The following is an 18,624-nucleotide window of genomic DNA, read 5'->3' as shown; positions in this document are numbered from 1 at the left end:
CGCCATGGCATGGGCCTGGCCGGCCGCGGGCCTGGCCGGGCTGCTGCTCGTCTGGCAGGCGGGCGTGGACGGGATGGCGCGCGACAACGCGCTCATCGCCAGCTTCGGCGTCGCGCCCGCGCTGCGGGCGCTGCTGGCGCTGCTGCAGAACTCCGAGCTGTGGACCCATGTGGCACTGAGCCTGCGCCGCGTGGGGCTCGGGCTGCTCGCGGCGCTGGCGCTGGGCGTGCCGCTGGGACTGGCGGCCGGTCTGTCGCCGCGCTTCGCGCGCGCCACGACGCCGCTGTTCCAGTTCCTGCGCATGGTCTCGCCGCTGTCCTGGATGCCGCTGGCGGTGATGGCGCTGGGCGTGGGCGATGCGCCGGTGGTCTTCCTGCTCGCGTTCGCGGCGGTCTGGCCGCTGGTGCTGAACACCGCCGCGGGCGTGGCCGCGCTGGACCCGCAATGGCTGCAGCTGGCGCGCAGCCTCAGCGCGACGCGGCTGGAGCTGCTCGCGCAGGTCGTGCTGCCCGGCATCGCCGCCCATGTGCTGGCCGGCGTGCGCCTGGCCATCGGCGTGCTGTGGATCGTGCTCGTGCCGGCCGAGATGCTGGGCGTCTCCGCGGGCCTGGGCTACCTGATTCTGGACGCGCGCGACCGCCTGGCCTACAGCGACCTGATGGCGCTGATCCTGCTGATCGGCGCGCTGGGCTGGGCGCTGGACCATGCGGCGCGCTGGCTGCACGCGCGCGCTGGCTGAGGGGTCCTAGCCGCGCGGCGGCCAGGCGTCGGCGATCTCGTTGAACAGCTGCCCGCCCTCGTCGCCCTGGCCCAGGTCGCGGTAGGGCCCGGTGCCGCTGTGCTCGGCCTCGGAGGCCGGCACGAAGCGGCCCTGGTGGACGTCGAACACATTGACCTCGCCGTCCTCGATCACGTAGTGCCAGCCGTGCAGCGAAAGCCGGCCCTGCTCCACGCGGCTGCGCACCATGGGGTAGCCCATCAGGCGCTCCAGCTGCAGCACGACGGAACGCTCCTCGGTGCGGCGCAGTGCCTCGGGGCCCGGCTGCACGGGCAGCACCGCTTCGCGGCCCAGGTCCAGCCAGGCGCGCAGGTTCTGCGCCTCGGGCGGCAGCTCGCCGTAGAGGGCGCGTATGCCGCCGCAATGGCTGTGGCCACAGACGATGACGTGGCGCACCTCCAGCGCCAGCACCGCGTACTCGATCGCGGCGGCCGTGCCATGGTGGCCCACCCAGTGGCCCTGCCCGCCGCCGGCGCCGCATGCGGCGCAGCCGCAGCCGGCCGGCGCCGCCTCCAGCGTGCCGTCCCAGGGCGGCACGAAGGCGGCGACATTGCGCACCAGGAAGAGTTCGCCGGGTCCGGCGCCGGTCAGCAGGTGAGGCACCAGGCGCGAGTCCGAACAGCCGATGAACAGCGTGCTGGGATGCTGGCCCTGCTCCACCAGGTCGCGGAAGCGGTCCTGGTAGCGCGGGAAGGCCTCGGTGCTGAAGCGGCGCAGCCGGGTCAGCAGTTCGTCGGGCATCGCGTCGCTCCGGGGCTCGGCGCTACTGCACCAGCGGCGAATCCGCAGCGCCCAGGGCCAGCCCTTCCAGCTGGGCCGCGCCGGCCAGCAGGTCCAGGTACTGGCGCGTCGCGGTGATCTGCTGCTGCTGCGCGAGCAGCGCCGCCACCGCCTGGCGCACGGTCTCGAAGGGCGGCCGCGCGCCGGCCTCGCGGTCCTGCACGCGGATGATGTGAAAGCCGTGCCGGCTGCTCACCAGGCGTGGCAGCACGCCCAGGTGGCGGTTGGCCTCGTCCTGGCCGAACAGCGCGCTGCCCAGCTCGGGCATGCAGTCCTCGCGCACGAGCCAGCCCAGGCGTCCGCCCTGCTCGCCGCTGGGACAGTTGGAGTTCTCGCGCGCCGCGGCGGCGAAGGCCGCCTCGTCCTCGCAGCGCAGGCGCAGCAACAGGCCCTCGGCGTGGGCGCGCAGCGCCGCGACATCGACGCCCGGCGTCACCGCCACCAGGATGTGGCTGGCCTGCACGCGCTCGCCCTGCGCGAAGCGCTGCGGATGAGCCTCGTAGTAGCGCCGGCAGGCGGTCTCGTCGGGCTCGGCCAGCTGCAGCGAACGGGCCAGCAGCGCCTCGATCGCCGCCACCGCCGCCTCGCTGAGCACGCCGTCTTGGGGCGCCGGCTCCGCCGCATCGAGCAAGCCCTGCGCCTGCGCGGCCTGGCGCAACAGTTCGCCGTAGGCGCGCTGGTGGAGCTCTTGTTCGTGCAGCTGCTCACCCGGCGCATGCAGCGCCTGGCCGTTCACGCGCGCCACCGGGGCCGGCGGCGGGGTCAGGTCTTGCTGCGAGCGGGAACCGCAGCCGCACTGGCCGGTCCCGCCGCATCCTCCATGGCTTGCCATGCGAATCTCCTCAACGGCCGCCACGCAGGTGCTGCGGCGTGGTGTGGTCCTGCGGCAGCGAGATGCGACGGCTGCGCACCAGCTGATAGGGACGGAACAGGTAGGCCAGCGTGCCGAAGCCGCTCCAGACGTGCACCAGGCGGGTGAACGGGAAGACGACGAACAGCGTCATGCCCAGGAACATGTGGGCCTTGAACACCCACGAGGCCTCGGCCAGCAGCTCCGACGCGCCGCCGCGGAAGGTGACGATGCGCTGCGCCCACTCGGCCAGGCGCATCATCATGCCGCCGTCCAGGTGCTGGGCCGACAGCGGGATGGTGGCCAGACCCAGCGCCAGCTGCAGCCACAGCAGCACCAGCAACAGAATGTCGCTGGGCTTGCTGTTGCGGCGGATGCGCTCGTCGGACAGGCGGCGGTGCAGCAGCACACTGACGCCGGCAAAGCCCAGCAGCCCGGCGATGCCGCCGCTGACCATGGCCATCAGCTGCTTGTTGCCGGCGCTGATGAAGGGCTCGTACAGGAAGTGCGGCGTCAGCATGCCCACGGTGTGGCCGAAGAACAGGAAGAGCACGCCGACATGGAAGAGATTGCTGCCCCAGCGCAGGCTGCCGGCGCGCAGCAGCTGCGAGGAGTCGCTCTTCCACGAGTACTGGTCGCGGTCGAAGCGCAGCAGGCTGCCGACCAGGAAGACCGCCAGCGCGACATAGGGGTAGAGCCCGAACAGGGCGAAGTCCAGGGAGTTCATCGTGTCACTCCTTGGCCGGCAGCCGGGGCCGCGGCCTTCTTGTGGATGTGAATGGGTTGGGGCACGCCGGGACGGCTCTGGCCGCGCGAGCTGCAGCCGTCGAAGGCCGCGGGCTCCTGCCAGCTCTCGTCCAGCGGCTCGTCGACGGTGATCTGCACCGCCTGCGGCTGTTCGCCGGCCAGCTCCAGCACCGCGCCGATCGCCGCGGCCCAGGGCTTGCCGCGCTTGACCAGCGCGCTGTGGATGGCGTTGAGGATGTGGGCCAACTCGCCCAGGAAGGCGCGCGCGGTGGCCGGGGCTTGCGTGGACGCGAACTCCAGCACCACCGGCAGGTAGTCGGGCAGCTCGGGCGCCTCGAAGCGCAGGCCGGCCGACTCATAGGTCTTGGCCAGGTCGACCAGCGCCGGGCCGCGCTCGCGCGAGTCGCCGTGCACATGCTCGAACAGGTGCAGGCTGCTGGCGCGGCCGCGGTCGAAGGTCTCGACGTAGTCGGACTGCAGCGCGTAGCGCTCGCGGCGCTCCATCCAGAGGGTCAGCGTCTCCAGCTCGGCCAGCCGGGCCGGGCTCAGCGCGGCCTCCTGGCGCAGCGCCTGGCGCAGCTCGTCGAGTCGGCCGAGCATCTCGTCGGCCGGATAGTCCAGCAGGCGCGCCAGCACGCGGCAGCTCAGCGACAGCGGCGCCTCGGGGTCCTTGCGATGCTTGCTCATGAGGGCGCTCACACGGTGGTCTTGATGGGGATGGTGCGACGCTTGTCACCGCCGAACAGGCTGGTTTCGGTCTGGCCGTCGGAGCAGCCGTTGCCGAAGCTGAAGCCGCAGCCGCCGCGCAGGTCGTAGGCGTTCTCGGCGTACTCGCGGTGCGTCGTCGGGATGACGAAACGGTCCTCGTAGTTCGCGATCGCCATGGTCTGGTACATGTCCTCGACCTCGTTCTTCTGCAGCCCGACCAGGTCCAGCAGGCCCTTGTTCTCGACGCCGTCCACATGCTTGCCGCGCTGGTAGGCCCGCATCGCCAGCATGCGCTCCAGCGCGCGCTCGACCGGCCGGGTATCGCCGGCGGTGAGCATGTTGGCCAGGTACTGCACGGGGATGCGCAGCTGCTTGACGTCGGGGATCAGGCCGCCGAAGCGCGCGTCCGCCTCGATCTGGCCGGCATTGGCCGCCGAGCTGATCGGCGACAGCGGCGGCACGTACCAGACCATGGGCAGGGTGCGGTACTCGGGGTGCAGCGGCAGCGCCACCTTCCACTCCATCGCCATCTTGTAGACCGGGCTGCGCTTGGCCGCCTCCAGCCAGGCCTCGGGCACGCCGTCCTTGCGCGCCTGCTCGATCACGCGCGGGTCGTTGGGGTCCAGGAAGAGGTCCAGCTGGGCCTGGTAGAGGTCCTTGTCATTGGGCGTCGCGGCCGCGGCCTCGATCTTGTCCGCGTCGTAGAGCAGCACGCCCAGGTAGCGGATGCGGCCCACGCAAGTCTCGGAGCACACGGTGGGCTGGCCGGACTCGATGCGCGGATAGCAGAAGACGCACTTCTCGGCCTTGCCGCTCTGCCAGTTGTAGTAGATCTTCTTGTAGGGGCAGCCCGAGACGCACATGCGCCAGCCGCGGCACTTGTCCTGGTCGATCAGCACGATGCCGTCTTCCTCGCGCTTGTAGATCGAGCCCGAGGGGCAGCTGGCCACGCACGCCGGGTTCAGGCAGTGCTCGCACAGCCGCGGCAGATACATCATGAAGGTGTTCTCGAACTGGCCGTAGATCTCCTTCTGCACGTTCTCGAAGTTGGCGTCCTTGCTGCGCTTGGCGAACTCGCCGCCGAGGATTTCTTCCCAGTTCGGACCCCACTCGATCTTCTCCATGCGCTGCCCGGTGATCAGGCTGCGCGGCCGCGCGGTCGGCGCGGCCTTGGAGCGCGGCGCCGACTGCAGATGGTCGTAGTCGAAGGTGAAGGGCTCGTAGTAGTCGTCGATCTGCGGCAGCTTGGGGTTGGCGAAGATGCGCATCAGCAGCTTCCACTTGCCCCCCTGGCGCGGCACGATGCTGCCGTCGGCGCGGCGCATCCAGCCGCCTTCCCAGCGTTCCTGGTTCTCCCATTCCTTGGGATAGCCGATGCCAGGCTTGGATTCGACATTGTTGAACCAGGCATATTCCATGCCGGGGCGGTTGGTCCAGACGTTCTTGCAGGTGACCGAACAGGTGTGGCAGCCAATGCACTTGTCCAGGTTCAGCACCATGCCGATTTGGGCGCGAACTTTCATCGCGGGCTCCTTGGGTAGGTTCTCTTGCGGGCGGGTCCAGGCATTGCGGCGGGGTCAGGTCCTGACCGCCTCCGCGGGCAGTTCCTCGTCCAGCCAGTCCACGCGGGCCATCTTGCGCACCAGCACGAACTCGTCGCGGTTGGTGCCGATGGTCCCGTAGTAGTTGAAGCCGTAGCTCAGCTGCGCGTAGCCGCCGATCATGTGCGTGGGCTTGGTGACGATGCGGGTCACGGAGTTGTGGATGCCGCCGCGCGTGCCGGTGATCTCGCTGCCCGGGGTGTTGATGATCTTCTCCTGCGAGTGATACATCATCACCATGCCCGGGTTGACGCGCTGGCTCACCACCGCGCGCGCCGCGATGGCGCCGTTGCTGTTGTACAGCTCCACCCAGTCGTTGTCGGCGATGCCGGCCTGGCGCGCATCGTCCTCCGACAGCCAGACCACCGAGCCGCCGCGGTTGAGCGTCAGCATCATCAGGTTGTCGCTGTAGGTGGAGTGGATGCCCCACTTCTGGTGCGGCGTGATGAAGTTCAGCGCCACCGCCTTGTGGCCGTTGGGCTTGAGGTTCTCCACCTCCGCCAGGGTCTTCAGGTCCACCGGCGGGCGATAGCTGCTGAAGCCCTCGCCGAAGGCCAGCATCCAGGGATGGTCCTGGTAGAACTGCTGGCGGCCGGTCAGCGTGCGCCAGGGGATCAGTTCATGCACGTTGGTGTAGCCGGCGTTGTACGAGACCTTCTCGCTCTCCAGGCCCGACCAGGTGGGGCTGGAGATGATCTTGCGCGGCTGCGCCTGGATGTCGCGGAAGCGGATCTTCTCGTCCTCGCGGTGCAGCGCCAGGTGGGCGTGTTCGCGGCCGGTCTGCTTGGACAGCGCCTCCCAGGCCTTGACCGCGACGTGGCCGTTGGTCTCGGGCGCCAGCATCAGCACCACCTCGGCGGCGTCGATGTCGCTCTCGATGCGCGGCAGGCCCTGGGTCACGCCGGGCTCGCGCACGGTGCCGTTGAGTTCGGCCAGGTTCTGCACCTCGTCCTGGGTGTTCCAGGCGATGCCCTTGCCGCCGTTGCCCACCTTGCCCATCAAGGGGCCCAGCGCGGTGAAGCGCTTGTACAGATTGGGATAGTCGCGCTCGACGATGCCGATCTGCGGCGCGGTCTTGCCCGGGATCAGTGCGACCTCGCCCTTCTTCCATTCCTTCACGTCGAAGGGCTGGGCCAGTTCGGCCGGGCTGTCGTGCATCAGCGGCGTCAGCACCACTTCCTTCTCGACGCCCAGGTGACCCACGCAGAGTTCGGAGACCTTCTTCGCGAAGCCCTTGTAGATCTCCCAGTCGCTGCGCGCGGCCCAGGCCGGGTCCACCGCGGTGGACAGCGGATGGATGAAGGGGTGCATGTCGCTGGTGTTGAGATCGTTCTTCTCGTACCAGGTCGCGGTGGGCAGCACGATGTCGGAGTACAGGCAGGTCGTGCTCATGCGGAAGTCCAGCGTCACCAGCAGGTCCAGCTTGCCCTCGGGCGCCTTCTCGTGCCAGACGACTTCCTCGGGCTTCGCAGCATGGCCGGCGTCGGGCCGCCCCAAGCCGGCCGCGCCCCCTTGGGAGGATTGGGGGCCAAGCTGCTGGCCCAGGTCCTTGCCCTGCACGCCGTGGGTGGTGCCCAGCAGGTGCTTGAGGAAGTACTCGTGGCCCTTGCCGGAGCTGCCCAAGATGTTGGAGCGCCACACGAACATGTTGCGCGGCCAGTTGTCCGGATGGTCCGGGTCCTCGCAGCTCATGCGCAGGCTGCCGTTCTGCAGCGCCTGCACGGTGTAGTCCTTGGCGTCCATGCCGGCGGCCTGGGCCTGCTTGACCACCTCGATGGGGTTGGTCTGCAGCTGCGGCGCGCTGGGCAGCCAGCCCATGCGCTCGGCGCGCACGTTGTAGTCGATCAGACTGCCGCCGAACTTCTGCTTGTCGGCCAGCGGTGAGAGCACTTCGGAGACGTCCAGCTTTTCGTAGCGCCACTGGTCGGTGTGGGCGTAGAAGAAGCTGGTGGAGTTCTGCTGACGCGGCGGGCGGATCCAGTCCAGCGCGAAGGCCAGCGCGGTCCAGCCGGTCTGCGGACGCAGCTTCTCCTGGCCCACGTAGTGCGCCCAGCCGCCGCCGCTCTGGCCGATGCAGCCGCACATCATCAGCATGTTGATGATGCCGCGGTAGTTCATGTCGCAGTGGTACCAGTGGTTCATCGCCGCGCCGATGATGACCATGGAGCGGCCGCGGGTCTTGTCGGCGGTGTCGGCGAACTCGCGCGCCACCTGCGCGATCTGGGCGCGCGGCACGCCGGTGATGAGCTCGGCCCAGGCCGGGGTGTAGGGCTTGTTGTCGTCGTAGTCGGCGGGCATGTCGTCGCCGAAGCCGCGGTTGATGCCGTACTGCGCCACCTGCAGGTCGAAGACCGTGGCCACCAGCACTTCCTCGGCGCCCTCCTGCTTGCCCAGACGCAGGCGCACCGCGGGCACGCGGCGGCTCAGCACGTCCTGCTGCTTGTTGGCGGTGAACTGCGGGCTCTCGACGCCGCCGAAGTACGGGAAGCCGACCTCAACGACCTCATGCGCCTGCGCCTCGCCCTCCAGCACGGACAAGCGCAGCTTCACGTCGGCGTCGTCGCGCGCCTCCTTGCTTTCCAGGTTCCACTTGCCCAGGTCCTCGCGCTCGGACGCGCCCCAGCGGAAGCCAATGGAGCCGTTGGGCACCACCACCTTGCCGGCCGCGTCGAAGGCCAGGGTCTTCCATTCCGGGTTGTTGTCCTGGCCCAGCTTGCCGCCGAAATCGCTGGCGCGCAGATAGCGGTCGGGCACCAGCAGCTCGCGGCCGTCCGCGCCGGTCTGGCGCTTGAGCTGCACCAGCAGCGGCAGGTCGGTGTAGCGGCGCGCGTAGTCGTCGAAGTAGGCCGAGCGCTTGTCGAAGTAGAACTCCTTCAGGATCACATGGCCCATGGCCATCGCGATCGCCGCGTCGGTGCCCTGCTTGGGGTGCAGCCACTGGTCGGCCAGCTTGGAGATCTCGGCGTAGTCCGGCGTGATCGCGACGGTCTTGGTGCCCTTGTAGCGGACCTCGGTGAAGAAGTGCGCGTCCGGCGTGCGGGTCTGGGGCACGTTGGAGCCCCAGGCGATGATGTAGTGGCTGTTGTACCAGTCGGCGCTCTCGGGCACATCGGTCTGCTCGCCCCAGACCATGGGGCTGGACGGCGGCAGATCGCAGTACCAGTCGTAGAAGCTCATGCACACGCCGCCCAGCAGGCTCAGGTAGCGGCTGCCGGCGGCATAGCTGATCATGGACATCGCCGGGATGGGCGAGAAGCCGATCACGCGGTCCGGGCCATGCTTCTTGACGGTGTAGATGTTGGCGCTGGCGATGATCTCGTTGACCTCGTCCCAGCTGGAGCGCACGAAGCCGCCCAGGCCGCGCTCCTTCTGCCATTCACGGCGCGCGTCGGCGTTCTCGGCGATGCTGGCCCAGGCGTCCACCGGGCTCTTGGCGACCGCGCGCGCGGCGCGCCAGTGCTTGAGCAGCGCGCCGCGCACCATGGGGTACTTCACGCGGTTGGCGCTGTACAGATACCAGCTGTAGCTGGCGCCGCGGGCGCAGCCGCGCGGCTCGTGGTTGGGCAGGTCCGGGCGGGTGCGCGGATAGTCGGTCTGCTGGGTTTCCCAGGTGACGATGCCGCCCTTCACATAGATCTTCCACGAGCACGAACCGGTGCAGTTGGTGCCGTGGGTGGAGCGCACGATCTTGTCGTGCGCCCAGCGGTTGCGGTAGGCGTCCTCCCAGGTGCGGTCCTCGCCGGTCACGCGGCCGTGACCGTTGGCGAACGCCTCCTTGGGCTGGGCGAAATAGCTCAGGCGGTCGAGAAAGTGGCTCATGAGCGTCCTCGTTGGAATGTCGTGTCAGGGATTGCGGATCTCCGCGCCGCGGCGCAGGTAGAACCACCAGTTCAGAAGCAGGCAGACCGCGTAGAAGACGGCGAAGCCGTAGAACGCGGCCTGCGGCGTGCCGGCCTTGATCTGCTGGCCGATCAGCACCGGCGCGATGAAGGCGCCGTAGGCGGCCACCGCCGAGGTCCAGCCCAGCACCGGGCCGGCCTGTTGGCGGTCGAAGATCACGCCCACGCTGCGGAAGGTCGATCCGTTGCCGATGCCGCTGGCGGCGAAGAGCAGGATGAACAGGCCCATGAAGGTGGGGAAGTACTGCTCCGGCGTCGCCGAGCCATAGGCCTGCTGCATCACATAGCCCACCGCGGCCGAGGCCAGCACCATCACCGCCGAGATCACCTGGGTGACGATGGACCCGCCCAGCTTGTCCGAGATCCAGCCACCGACGGGCCGCACCGCGGCGCCGACGAAGGGGCCGATCCAGGCATAGGTCAGCGCCGATGGCGCGTTGGGGTTCTTCAGCGTGTGTTGCATCACGCCGGCGGCGTCGGGGGCGTGGATGAAGCCGAAGATCACCGTGATCGCCAGCGGCAGCGCCATGGAGAAGCCGATGAAGCTGCCGAAGGTCACGACGTACAGCGCCGTCATGCTCCAGGTGTGCTTGTTGGAGAAGATCGCGAACTGCTTCTGCACGTTCTCCTTCATCGTGCCGAAGGCGGCCAGGCGCATCACCAGCAGCGCGGCGATGATGTCCAGCGGGATCGCCACCCACATGTTCAGCAGGCCCAGGCCCGTGGGCGCCGGCAGGTAGAGGTAGAGCATCCCGATCGACGGGATGAAGGCCAGCGAGTACAGATAGGTGATCTTCGCGAAGGCCACCAGCGGCGAGCCGGCCTGCGGCGTCACCGTCTTCAGGTTGTTCATGCCCAGCCAGCACAGCAGCGCCAGCGGCACCAGCGAGATCACCCAGGCGAAGCCGGCGTTCTGGATCCAGGTCGGCGTGCCGGCCTTGATCTTGCCGAAGATCCAGCCGCTGTCCTTCACCAGCGTCATGGGCTCGCCGCCCAGGCCCAGCCAGCCGAACAGGCTGACCGTCATCACCAGCGGGATCACGATCTGCATGGTGGTGACGCCGAAGTTGCCCAGGCCCGCGTTCAGGCCCAGCGCCGTGCCCTGCAGCCGCTTGGGGAAGAAGGTGCTGATGTTGGACATCGACGACGCGAAGTTGCCGCCGCCCACGCCCGACCACAGCGCCATCAGCTGGAACACCCACAGCGGCCATTCCGGATGCTGCAGCGCGACGCCGGTGCCCAAGGCCGGAGCCAGCAGCATCGCGGTGGTCAGGAAGATGGTGTTGCGGCCGCCGGCCATCCGGATCAGGAAGGACGCCGGGATGCGCATGGTGGCGCCGGAGATGCCGGCGATCGCGGTCAGCGTGAAGAGCTCGGCCTGGCTGAACGGGAAGCCCAGGTTGAGCATCTGCACGGTGATGATGCCCCACATGCCCCACACCGCGAAGCCGCACAGCAGCGCCGGGATGGAGATCCAGAGATTGCGGTAGGCGATGCGCTTGCCGGTCTGTTCCCAGAAGCGCTCGTCCTCGGGGCGCCAGTCCTGGAGGTCCGCGCCCGAGCCGCCGGACTGCGCCGGCGTGCCCGAGGTGATGGTGGTGTTCATGGAATGTCCTTGGGGAGGAAGGAGATCAGCGGGCGAAGGACTGCGACACCGGCGTGGCGGGCGCGTTCTTGCCCATCACCTCGGTCTTGCGCACCTCGGTCCAGTACATCCAGATCAGCGAGACCCAGACCACGCCGTAGAGCAGCATGAAGGCGCTGGAGCGCACGCCGGTGAGGTCCAGCAGCGCGCCGAACATGATGGGCAGGATGAAACCGCCCATGCCGCCGGCCAGGCCGACGATGCCGCTGATGGTGCCGATGTTGGCGCCGTAGTCGTCGCTGATGTACTTGAACACGCTGGCCTTGCCGAAGGCCCAGGCCACGCCCAGCACGGCCATCAGCGCGGTGAAGGCATAGACGTTGAGGCCGATCTGGAAGGTCTTGACGCCATTCACGGTCTGCACGGTGAACTCGGTCTGCGGGTAGGACAGCACGAACAGGCAGATCCAGCTCACCCACATCACCCACCAGGTCACGCTGTGCGCGCCGTAGCGGTCGGACAGCCAGCCGCCGATCGCGCGCAGCACGCCGCCGGGCAGCGAGAAGCAGGCCGCCAGCAGCGCGGCGACGCGGATGTCCAGCCCATACTCGCCGACGTAGTACTGCACCATCCACAGCGACAGCGCCACATAGCCGCCGAACACGATGCTGTAGTACTGGCAGTACTTCAGCACCTTGGGGTCCTTCAGCGCCTTCAGCTGCGAGGCGAAGCTGGCCTTGCTGGAAACGACATGGCGGCTGTCGTGGTGGCTGAAGAACCAGAACAGGATGGCCGTGCCCAGCAGCACCGCCGCGTACACATGCGGCACCATGGTCCAGCCGAAGGCCACGACCAGCGCCGGCGCGACGAACTTGTTCACCGCGGCGCCCGAGTTGCCGGCGCCGAACACGCCCATCGCGAAGCCCTGGCGCGCCTTGGGGAACCAGCGCGCCACATAGGGCGTGCCCACCGAGAAGGAGCCGCCGGCCAGACCCACGAAGAGGCCGATGACCAGGAAATGCCAATAGGCCGTGGCATAGGCCATCAGCCAGATCGGAATCACGCAGGCCAGCATCAGCAGGAAGAACACCAGGCGGCCGCCGTAGCGGTCGGTCCAGATGCCCAGCGGCACGCGGATCAGCGAGCCGGTGAGCACCGGCGTCGCGGTGAGCAGGCCGAACTCGGTGGCATTGAGGCCCAGCTGCTTTTTGATCGGGATGCCGATGACGCCGAACATCATCCACACCATGAAGCACACGGTGAAGGCCAGGGTGCTGACGATCAGCACCGACAGCGCCTTGCCCGAGGCGCCCGGGACTTCCTTGGGGCTTTGCTGTGCCATGAACGCACTCCTTGTCGTTGTGCGTCCACTGTAGAAAGCGCCTTCCCGGCGCGGCATCCTCCAGCGGTCCAGGCGGACGGATGCAAAAGAACGAGGGCGGCACAGCCGCCCTCGTTCGTTGGTACTAGTCCGGCGCCTGCCTGGCGCCGGTTTGCGGCAGGTCAAACCGGCCCGCCGCCGGCCCCCTCATGCTCGCCGCCGGCGCTGACTGCCCCGGCAAGGCGGCCCGAGGCCGCGCCTCAGGGCGTGGCCGGCGCCGACGCGGCATCGCCGCGCACCGGCGCGGACGCCGGATCGGGCGGGCGCCGCGCCTGCCAGGGCGCGAACAGCGGCTGGGGCAGGCGCACCGGCGTGATGTCCAGGTAGAGGTTGACCACGGTGTAGTCCTCCGGCCCCAGCTCGTCGGTGCTCCAGCCGATCGAGCCCGGCCCCTTGTAGAGGCGGAACACGAAGCCCAGGTCGTTGAGCGTCTCGCCCAGCTTGGGCTCGCCCTCGAAGGCCAGGCCGCGCACCTCCGGGTGCACGCTGTCGATCAGGTAGAACATGCCGTTGGAGATCGCCGAATCGCCCAGCATGTCGGGGTAGTAGATCGGGTCCGTGTAATAGGGCTTGTAGCCGGTGGTGCCGGGCTCCAGCTTCTGGCCGCGCAGCTTGACCGCCGAGGGCGTCGTGACGCGCGTCTTCAGGTGGTAGCGGTCGCCGTGGTCCAGGTAGGTCAGCTTGGCGCCGGTGAGGTTGAGCACGCCCAGCCCCGGATCGCTGCGGATGTCGCTGAGGTCGATCAGCAGCGCGCCCTTGCCGCCGATCACCTCGACCTCGTCGCCGCGCACGATGGCCGCGGAGTTCTCCTCCACGCCCAGGCCCAGCTTGTAGCCCTTGGCCAGCATCAGCGGGATCATGCGGCCGAAGCGGCCGCGCTTGAGGAAGTGCTGGTCCACCAGCAGGTCGGGGCCCACGAAGCCCAGGCCGCGGTCGATCTGCTTGCCCTCGGTCCAGCGCCCCTTCATGATGTTGATCACGCTGGGCGCGTCGCGGAACATCACCGTGCTCATGATGGCCGCGCCGGCCGAGGTGCCGGCGACAACGCCGCCGCGTCGGTACACGTCCCAGATCGCTTCCAGCATGGGCGTGGTCTGCCCGCCGGGGAAGAGCACGTCGACGATGCGCTCCTGCGAGCCGCCGGTGAAGAACACGCCCTTGGCATTGCGCACCTTGGCGATCAGCGCCGGATCGCGCACCACCTTCTGCAGATCCACCCAGCCGAACTTGGGCGCCACCGGCAAGGCCTCGGCCACCGCACCGCGGCGATGCAACAGGTCCACGACCTGCTTGGCGCTGGACTCGGGGTCCTCGGACGCGGTGCCGAAGACCACGAAGCGCGCGCCCTTGCCGCCCGCCAGTTGCACCAGCCGGCCCCAGACCTCGTCGTTGTCGGCCTTCAGCGCGCCACCGATGGGCACCGCATAGCCGCGTGGCGGCCCCGCCTCGGAGGCGCGCGGCGACGGCGAAGCCGCCGCGCCGGCCGCGACGGCCGTGCTCCAGTTCCCGGCCAACGCCAGCGCCACCAGCGCCGCCGCCATGCCCATCCAGCCACGCCGCGGCGCGGCGCCACATGCCCCTCCCTGGGGCCCCATCTTGCGGGATCGCTCCATGATTTCCATCGACCTGAGTCAGAGTCAGCGAACGACCTGATGATGGCATCGGCCGGCACCCGACCGCCATCCGGGCGAAACCGTGGTCGGCCTGGAAGACGCGGCTGTGGCAGCCGCACAACCGACCTGCCGCAACGAACGCACATCGCACAAGCGCCGACATGACGCCTGGCATGGGTGCCGCGGCCATGCCACGCGTCGGCGCGCGCGATTGCCATGGCGGACGCTGCCGCGCGAGGCCCGCACCCACCTCAGTCAGGGGGACTGCCGCGCATTGGCGCGCACGCCACATCGGGTGAGCTCCGGCTTGCTCCACTTGGCCCAGGGGCTCAGACTGACCCGAAACATCACGAGCCCGCGGACGCCCTGCCGTCCGACCAAGGAGAAGCCGGCCATGCAAACCTCCCCCGCCTTGCGAGGCATCGCCCTCGCCGTCCTCGCCCTTTGCGCCGCGCAGGCGCAGGCCCAGAGCACCGCGCCGCCCACCGTCGACAAGCTGGAAAAGGTGGAAGTCACCGGCTCCGCGATCAAGCGCCTGGCCGATGAGGGCGCGCTGCCGGTGCAGGTGATCTCGCGCGAGGAAATCGTCAAGGCGGGCCTGACCACCGCGGCCGAAATCGTCGGCCGCCTCAGCGCCAGCACCAACAACCTGACCGACGGCGGCAGCGTGGCCTACGGCGGCTTCCGCGACCAGATGGGCTTCAACGGCGCCAACCTGCGCGGCATCGGCGTGTCCTCGACGCTGGTGCTGCTCAATGGCCGGCGCATGGCCAACTTCGCGTCGCCCGGCGACGCCTCCGGCGTGGATCTCAACAACATCCCGGCGGCGGCCATCCAGCGCGTCGAGGTGCTGCTGGACGGCGCATCGGCGCTGTACGGCAGCGATGCGATCGGCGGCGTGATCAACTTCATCACGCGCAAGGACTACCAGGGCATCGAGTTCAACGCCGGCATCGGCGGCACGCGCGAAGGCGGCGCGGGCAAGCGCAATGCCTCGCTGGCCGGCGGCTTTGGCGACATCGCGCGCGACGGCTTCAACGTCTTCGGCGTGCTGGACCTGCAGCGGACCGACGCGCTCAATGCCAGCCAGCGCCGCTTCATCTCCGACCTGAAGATCCCCGAGCGCCTGCCCGACCTGCTCTCCAGCGCGAGCTTCCCGGGCAACATGCGGCTCAGCAGCAGCCAGCGCGACCGCCTGATCGCCGACGGCTTCTCGACCAACGGCAAGACCGTCATCGACAGCAAGAACATCAACCCGGCGGCGGCCTCCGGCTGCAATGCACCGGCCTCGCTGTACCTGCCCGACGGCATCGGCGGCGTCGATGGCTGCACCTATGACTACATGCGCGACATCGAGCTCTACCCGAAGTCGGACAAGAAGAGCCTGTTCGGCCGCGGCGTGTTCATGCTGGGTGGCGGCCACCAGCTCTTCACCGAACTTTCGCTGACGCGCTCGCGCACCCTGTACTCCGGCACGCCCAACCGTGTCGACGCCGAGATGGACGTGTCGCGGATCGCCGCGCTGTCCAAGACCAGCCTGGCCACCTTGCCGGCCGGCGACGAGGACCGCAGCCTGACCGTGCGCACCCGGCTGGTGGAGGCCGGATTGCGCACCAGCGAGCTGGTGTCGACCGGCCAGCGCTATGTCGCCGGCCTGATGGGCACGCTGGGCAGCTGGGACTACGAGCTGGCGCTGAACCACAGCGTCAGCAAGGTCTCCGACCGCGACCACCAGGGCTATCTGAACGAAGCCATGGTCATGGCCGGCTTTGCAGACGGCACGCTCAACGCCTTCGGCCCATCGAACGCTGCCGGCCTGGCGCTGTACGAGAAGGCCCAGATCCGCGGCGAGGTCCGCAACGCCAAGGGCACGATGACCGCGCTGGACTTCAAGGCCAGCAGCGTGCTGGCCCAGCTGCCGGCCGGCGAGCTGGCGCTGGCGCTGGGCGGCGAGCTGCGCCGCGAGCGCCAGGACTACCGCCAGTCCGACGCGCTGGCCCAGGGCCTGATCCTGGGCGAGACCTCGCAGGGCCCGGACGCGGCCTTCGGCAACTCGCGCCGCGTCGCCGGCCTGTTCGCCGAAGTCAGCGCGCCGCTGCTCAAGAACCTGGAGCTGCAGGCGGCGATGCGCTACGAGCATTACCAGCGCACCGGCGGTGCGCTGAGCCCCAAGCTGGGCCTGAAGTACACGCCCAGCAAGCAGCTGCTGTTGCGCGCGTCCGTGGGTTCGGGCTTCCGCGCGCCCAGCATGTCCGACCTCTACCGCCCGGTCACGCGCGGTACGGCGGCGACGCTGGTGGACCCGGTGTGCATGGCGGCCGACCCCACCAACACGGTCACCGACTGCTCGGACACCTGGACCACCTACACCCACAGCAACGCCAACCTCAAGCCCGAGAAGTCGCGCCAGTTCAGCCTGGGCGCGGTGTTCGAGCCGCGCCAGGGCCTCAACCTGAACCTGGACTACTGGAACATCGAGAAGCGCAACCTGATCAGCACGCTGGGCGTGGACGTGATCCTGGCCAACCTCGACAAGTACGGCAGCCTGGTGGTGCGCAACGCGAAGAACGAGATCGACCACATCGACCTGGTCAAGGAAAACCGCGGCCGCCAGCAGATCTCGGGGCTAGACCTGGGTGTGTCGCTGTCGGGGCTGAAGAGCGGCATCGGCACCTTCGGGCTGCGCCTGAACGGCACGCTGACGCTGAAGTCCAAGCAGCAGACCGGCAACGGCGACCCCTACGTCAGCAACCTGGGCCACTTCATCAACGACGGCGTGGTGCAGCGCTGGCGCCATACCTTCAGCACCGACTGGGAACTGGGGGCCTGGAGCGCGACGCTGTCGAACACCTATCTGGCCGGCTACACCGACCAGACCATCGTCGGCAAGCCGGACCGCCGCGTCTCGGCTTACTCGCTGTGGGACCTGACCGGGGCCTGGGCGGTCAACTCCGCGCTGACGCTGCGCGCCGGCGTGAAGAACCTGGCCGACACCTCGCCGCCGTTCTCGCAGCAGGCCTGGTTCTTCCTGTCCGGCTACGACCCCAGCTACACCGACCCGCGCGGCCGCTACGCCTACGTCAGTGTGCAGTACCGTTTCCGCTGAACGGCGGCGGCTGCTGGTCGCGGCCGGCGCGCTGGGACTGACGGCGAGCGGCCTGAGCGGCTGCGCCGCCGGCGGCGCCCGCGCGATCGCTTCGGCGGACGGAGACGCGGACTTCGAAGCGCGCTGGCAGCGCTTCTGCGCCGGGCTGCCGGCACGCATGCAGGTCCGCCATGTGCCGGGCCTCGCGCTGCTGGTGGCGCGGCCGGGCGAGGCGCCGCGCCGCTTCACCCACGGCCAACTGGGCGGCAGCGGGCCGCTGGCGACGCGGCCGGTGACGCCGGACACGGTGTTCGAGGCCGCGTCGATGAGCAAGCCCATCTTCGCCTGGCTGGTGCTGGCCGAGGTGCAGGCCGGCCGCCTGGCGCTGGACCAGCCGCTGGACCAGCTCTGGCCGCCCGCGCCCATGCCGCTGCCCGCGGAGCTGATGCGGCGCATCACGCCGCGGCTGCTGCTGTCGCACGGGGCCGGGCTGCCCAACTGGCGTGCGGGCGGCGATCTGGCGCCCCTGCGGCCCGAGGCGCAGCCGGGCGAGCGCTTCCTCTACTCCGGCGAGGGCTACCAGCTGCTGCAGCAGGCGCTGGAGTGGGTCTGCGGCATGTCGCTGGACCTGCTGGCGCGGCGCCGCCTGTTCGCGCCACTGGGCTTGAACGCGAGCAGCTTCGTCCACGACCCGCTGCTTGATGGCCAGCGCGCGCGCGGCCACGACCCCGAGGGCCGGCCGCTGCCGCGCGAGGACTACTTGCGCGCCAACGCCGCCTACACCCTGTACACCAGCGCGGCCGACTACCTGCGCCTGCTGCAGGCGCTGATGGATCCCCCGCCCACGCTGCCCGCGGCGCTGAGCGCGGCGATGGTGGCGCAGATGCTCAGCCCGCAGCGCCAGGCCGACGACCGCCCCCCGGTGGCCCGCCCCGGCCAGCTGACCGGCGAGGCCGTGCACTGGGGACTGGGCTGGGTGCTGGAGCCGCGTCGCGGTCCCGGTGGCGCGCGCGAGCGGATCGCCTATCACAGCGGCAGCAACAGCACCGGGTATCGCAGCTATGCGCAGTTCTGCCCGGAGCGGCGCAGCGCGATGGTGATGATGTGCAATGGGCTGGGGGGGGATCTGGTTTGGCGGGGCTTGGCGGCGGAGCTGGGGGATGCCTGAGTTTGGTTGAGGGGCTCTCGTTGGGGTTTGCGTGTTGCGCTTGTGGGCGTGAGTGGCTCTGCGCTTGGAGCCCGCCGGGTCCCGGTCCGGCAACCGGGTAGCTTTCTTCTGGAGGCCCAGAAGAAAGTCACCAAAGAAGAGGGTCCGAATGCGATTTGACCGAGGACCGCGCTGAGCACCGAGCCCCGGCCCGACCACCATCCGGGCAACCCCACCGCTCAGGCTTCAAGTCGCTCGCCGGGTACGGCTCGACGCCACATCGGGCCTCGTGCCAAGACTCCCGGCAGGAGGCGTACTCCAGGGGCCGAGCGCCGGGCCGCCCCAAGCCGCCCCTCGGAGGGCCGACCAGGGTACTCCCTGGACGAGGGGCCGCATTGCCACGGGCCAGCGCCGGGCCGCCCCAAGCCGGCCCACCTGGCGATGTGCGAG

Annotated in this window: 12 protein-coding genes; 3 read left to right on the top strand and 9 right to left on the bottom strand. The window is 69.3% G+C overall.

Annotation, left to right across the window (positions count from 1 at the left end; translation table 11 throughout):
* Positions 1 to 4 precede the first annotated feature (4 nt).
* Positions 5 to 739 carry an ABC transporter permease gene (locus LZ017_RS03040; RefSeq protein ID WP_374109866.1) on the top strand — a complete coding sequence of 245 codons (735 nt, stop codon included), beginning with the start codon at positions 5 to 7 and terminating at the stop codon, positions 737 to 739.
* A 6-nt stretch (positions 740 to 745) separates the two neighbouring features.
* Here LZ017_RS03040 and LZ017_RS03035 read toward each other — a convergent pair whose 3' ends face one another.
* From LZ017_RS03035 to LZ017_RS02995, 9 genes are all read right to left on the bottom strand, one after another.
* Positions 746 to 1,519, bottom strand: a complete 774-nt coding sequence (locus tag LZ017_RS03035; RefSeq protein WP_241298550.1) for a carbonic anhydrase — start codon at positions 1,517 to 1,519, stop codon at positions 746 to 748.
* A 22-nt stretch (positions 1,520 to 1,541) separates the two neighbouring features.
* Positions 1,542 to 2,390, bottom strand: coding sequence for a peptidylprolyl isomerase (locus tag LZ017_RS03030; protein WP_241298549.1), 849 nt, complete (start codon positions 2,388 to 2,390; stop codon positions 1,542 to 1,544).
* A gap of 10 nt (positions 2,391 to 2,400) precedes the next feature.
* Positions 2,401 to 3,135 (bottom strand): respiratory nitrate reductase subunit gamma, encoded by a 735-nt coding sequence (gene narI / locus LZ017_RS03025; protein WP_241298548.1) that lies wholly within the window; start codon positions 3,133 to 3,135, stop codon positions 2,401 to 2,403.
* Complete coding sequence (gene narJ / locus LZ017_RS03020; RefSeq protein ID WP_241298547.1) at positions 3,132 to 3,842, bottom strand: nitrate reductase molybdenum cofactor assembly chaperone; 711 nt, start codon at positions 3,840 to 3,842, stop codon at positions 3,132 to 3,134. Before narJ ends, narI begins: the two co-directional genes overlap by 4 nt.
* 8 nt (positions 3,843 to 3,850) lie before the next feature.
* A complete protein-coding gene (gene narH, locus LZ017_RS03015) occupies positions 3,851 to 5,386 on the bottom strand; it encodes a nitrate reductase subunit beta (RefSeq protein ID WP_241298546.1) in 1,536 nt (511 codons plus the stop codon).
* Between the two features lie 54 nt (positions 5,387 to 5,440).
* Positions 5,441 to 9,283, bottom strand: a complete 3,843-nt coding sequence (locus tag LZ017_RS03010; RefSeq protein WP_241298545.1) for a nitrate reductase subunit alpha — start codon at positions 9,281 to 9,283, stop codon at positions 5,441 to 5,443.
* Between the two features lie 24 nt (positions 9,284 to 9,307).
* Entirely contained in the window at positions 9,308 to 10,969 is a 1,662-nt protein-coding gene (locus tag LZ017_RS03005; protein ID WP_241298544.1) for an MFS transporter, read from the bottom strand.
* Positions 10,970 to 10,994: 25 nt separating this feature from the next.
* On the bottom strand, positions 10,995 to 12,290 hold the full coding sequence (locus tag LZ017_RS03000; RefSeq protein ID WP_241298543.1) for a nitrate/nitrite transporter: 1,296 nt from the start codon (positions 12,288 to 12,290) through the stop codon (positions 10,995 to 10,997).
* A 239-nt stretch (positions 12,291 to 12,529) separates the two neighbouring features.
* On the bottom strand, positions 12,530 to 13,876 hold the full coding sequence (locus LZ017_RS02995) for a cyanophycinase (protein WP_241298542.1): 1,347 nt from the start codon (positions 13,874 to 13,876) through the stop codon (positions 12,530 to 12,532).
* A 460-nt stretch (positions 13,877 to 14,336) separates the two neighbouring features.
* Here LZ017_RS02995 and LZ017_RS02990 point away from each other — a divergent pair, with 460 nt between their 5' ends.
* Together LZ017_RS02990 and LZ017_RS02985 are read left to right on the top strand one after the other, a co-directional pair.
* Positions 14,337 to 17,048: a TonB-dependent receptor gene (locus tag LZ017_RS02990; RefSeq protein ID WP_241298541.1), complete on the top strand. Its 2,712-nt coding sequence runs from the start codon at positions 14,337 to 14,339 to the stop codon at positions 17,046 to 17,048.
* Positions 17,026 to 18,195 carry a serine hydrolase gene (locus tag LZ017_RS02985; protein ID WP_241298540.1) on the top strand — a complete coding sequence of 390 codons (1,170 nt, stop codon included), beginning with the start codon at positions 17,026 to 17,028 and terminating at the stop codon, positions 18,193 to 18,195. Before LZ017_RS02990 ends, LZ017_RS02985 begins: the two co-directional genes overlap by 23 nt.
* Positions 18,196 to 18,624 lie beyond the last annotated feature (429 nt).

The organism is Pelomonas sp. CA6 (assembly GCF_022549225.1).
Lineage (GTDB): Bacteria > Pseudomonadota > Gammaproteobacteria > Burkholderiales > Burkholderiaceae_C > Roseateles.
This window is presented reverse-complemented; position numbering and strand designations above follow the sequence as displayed.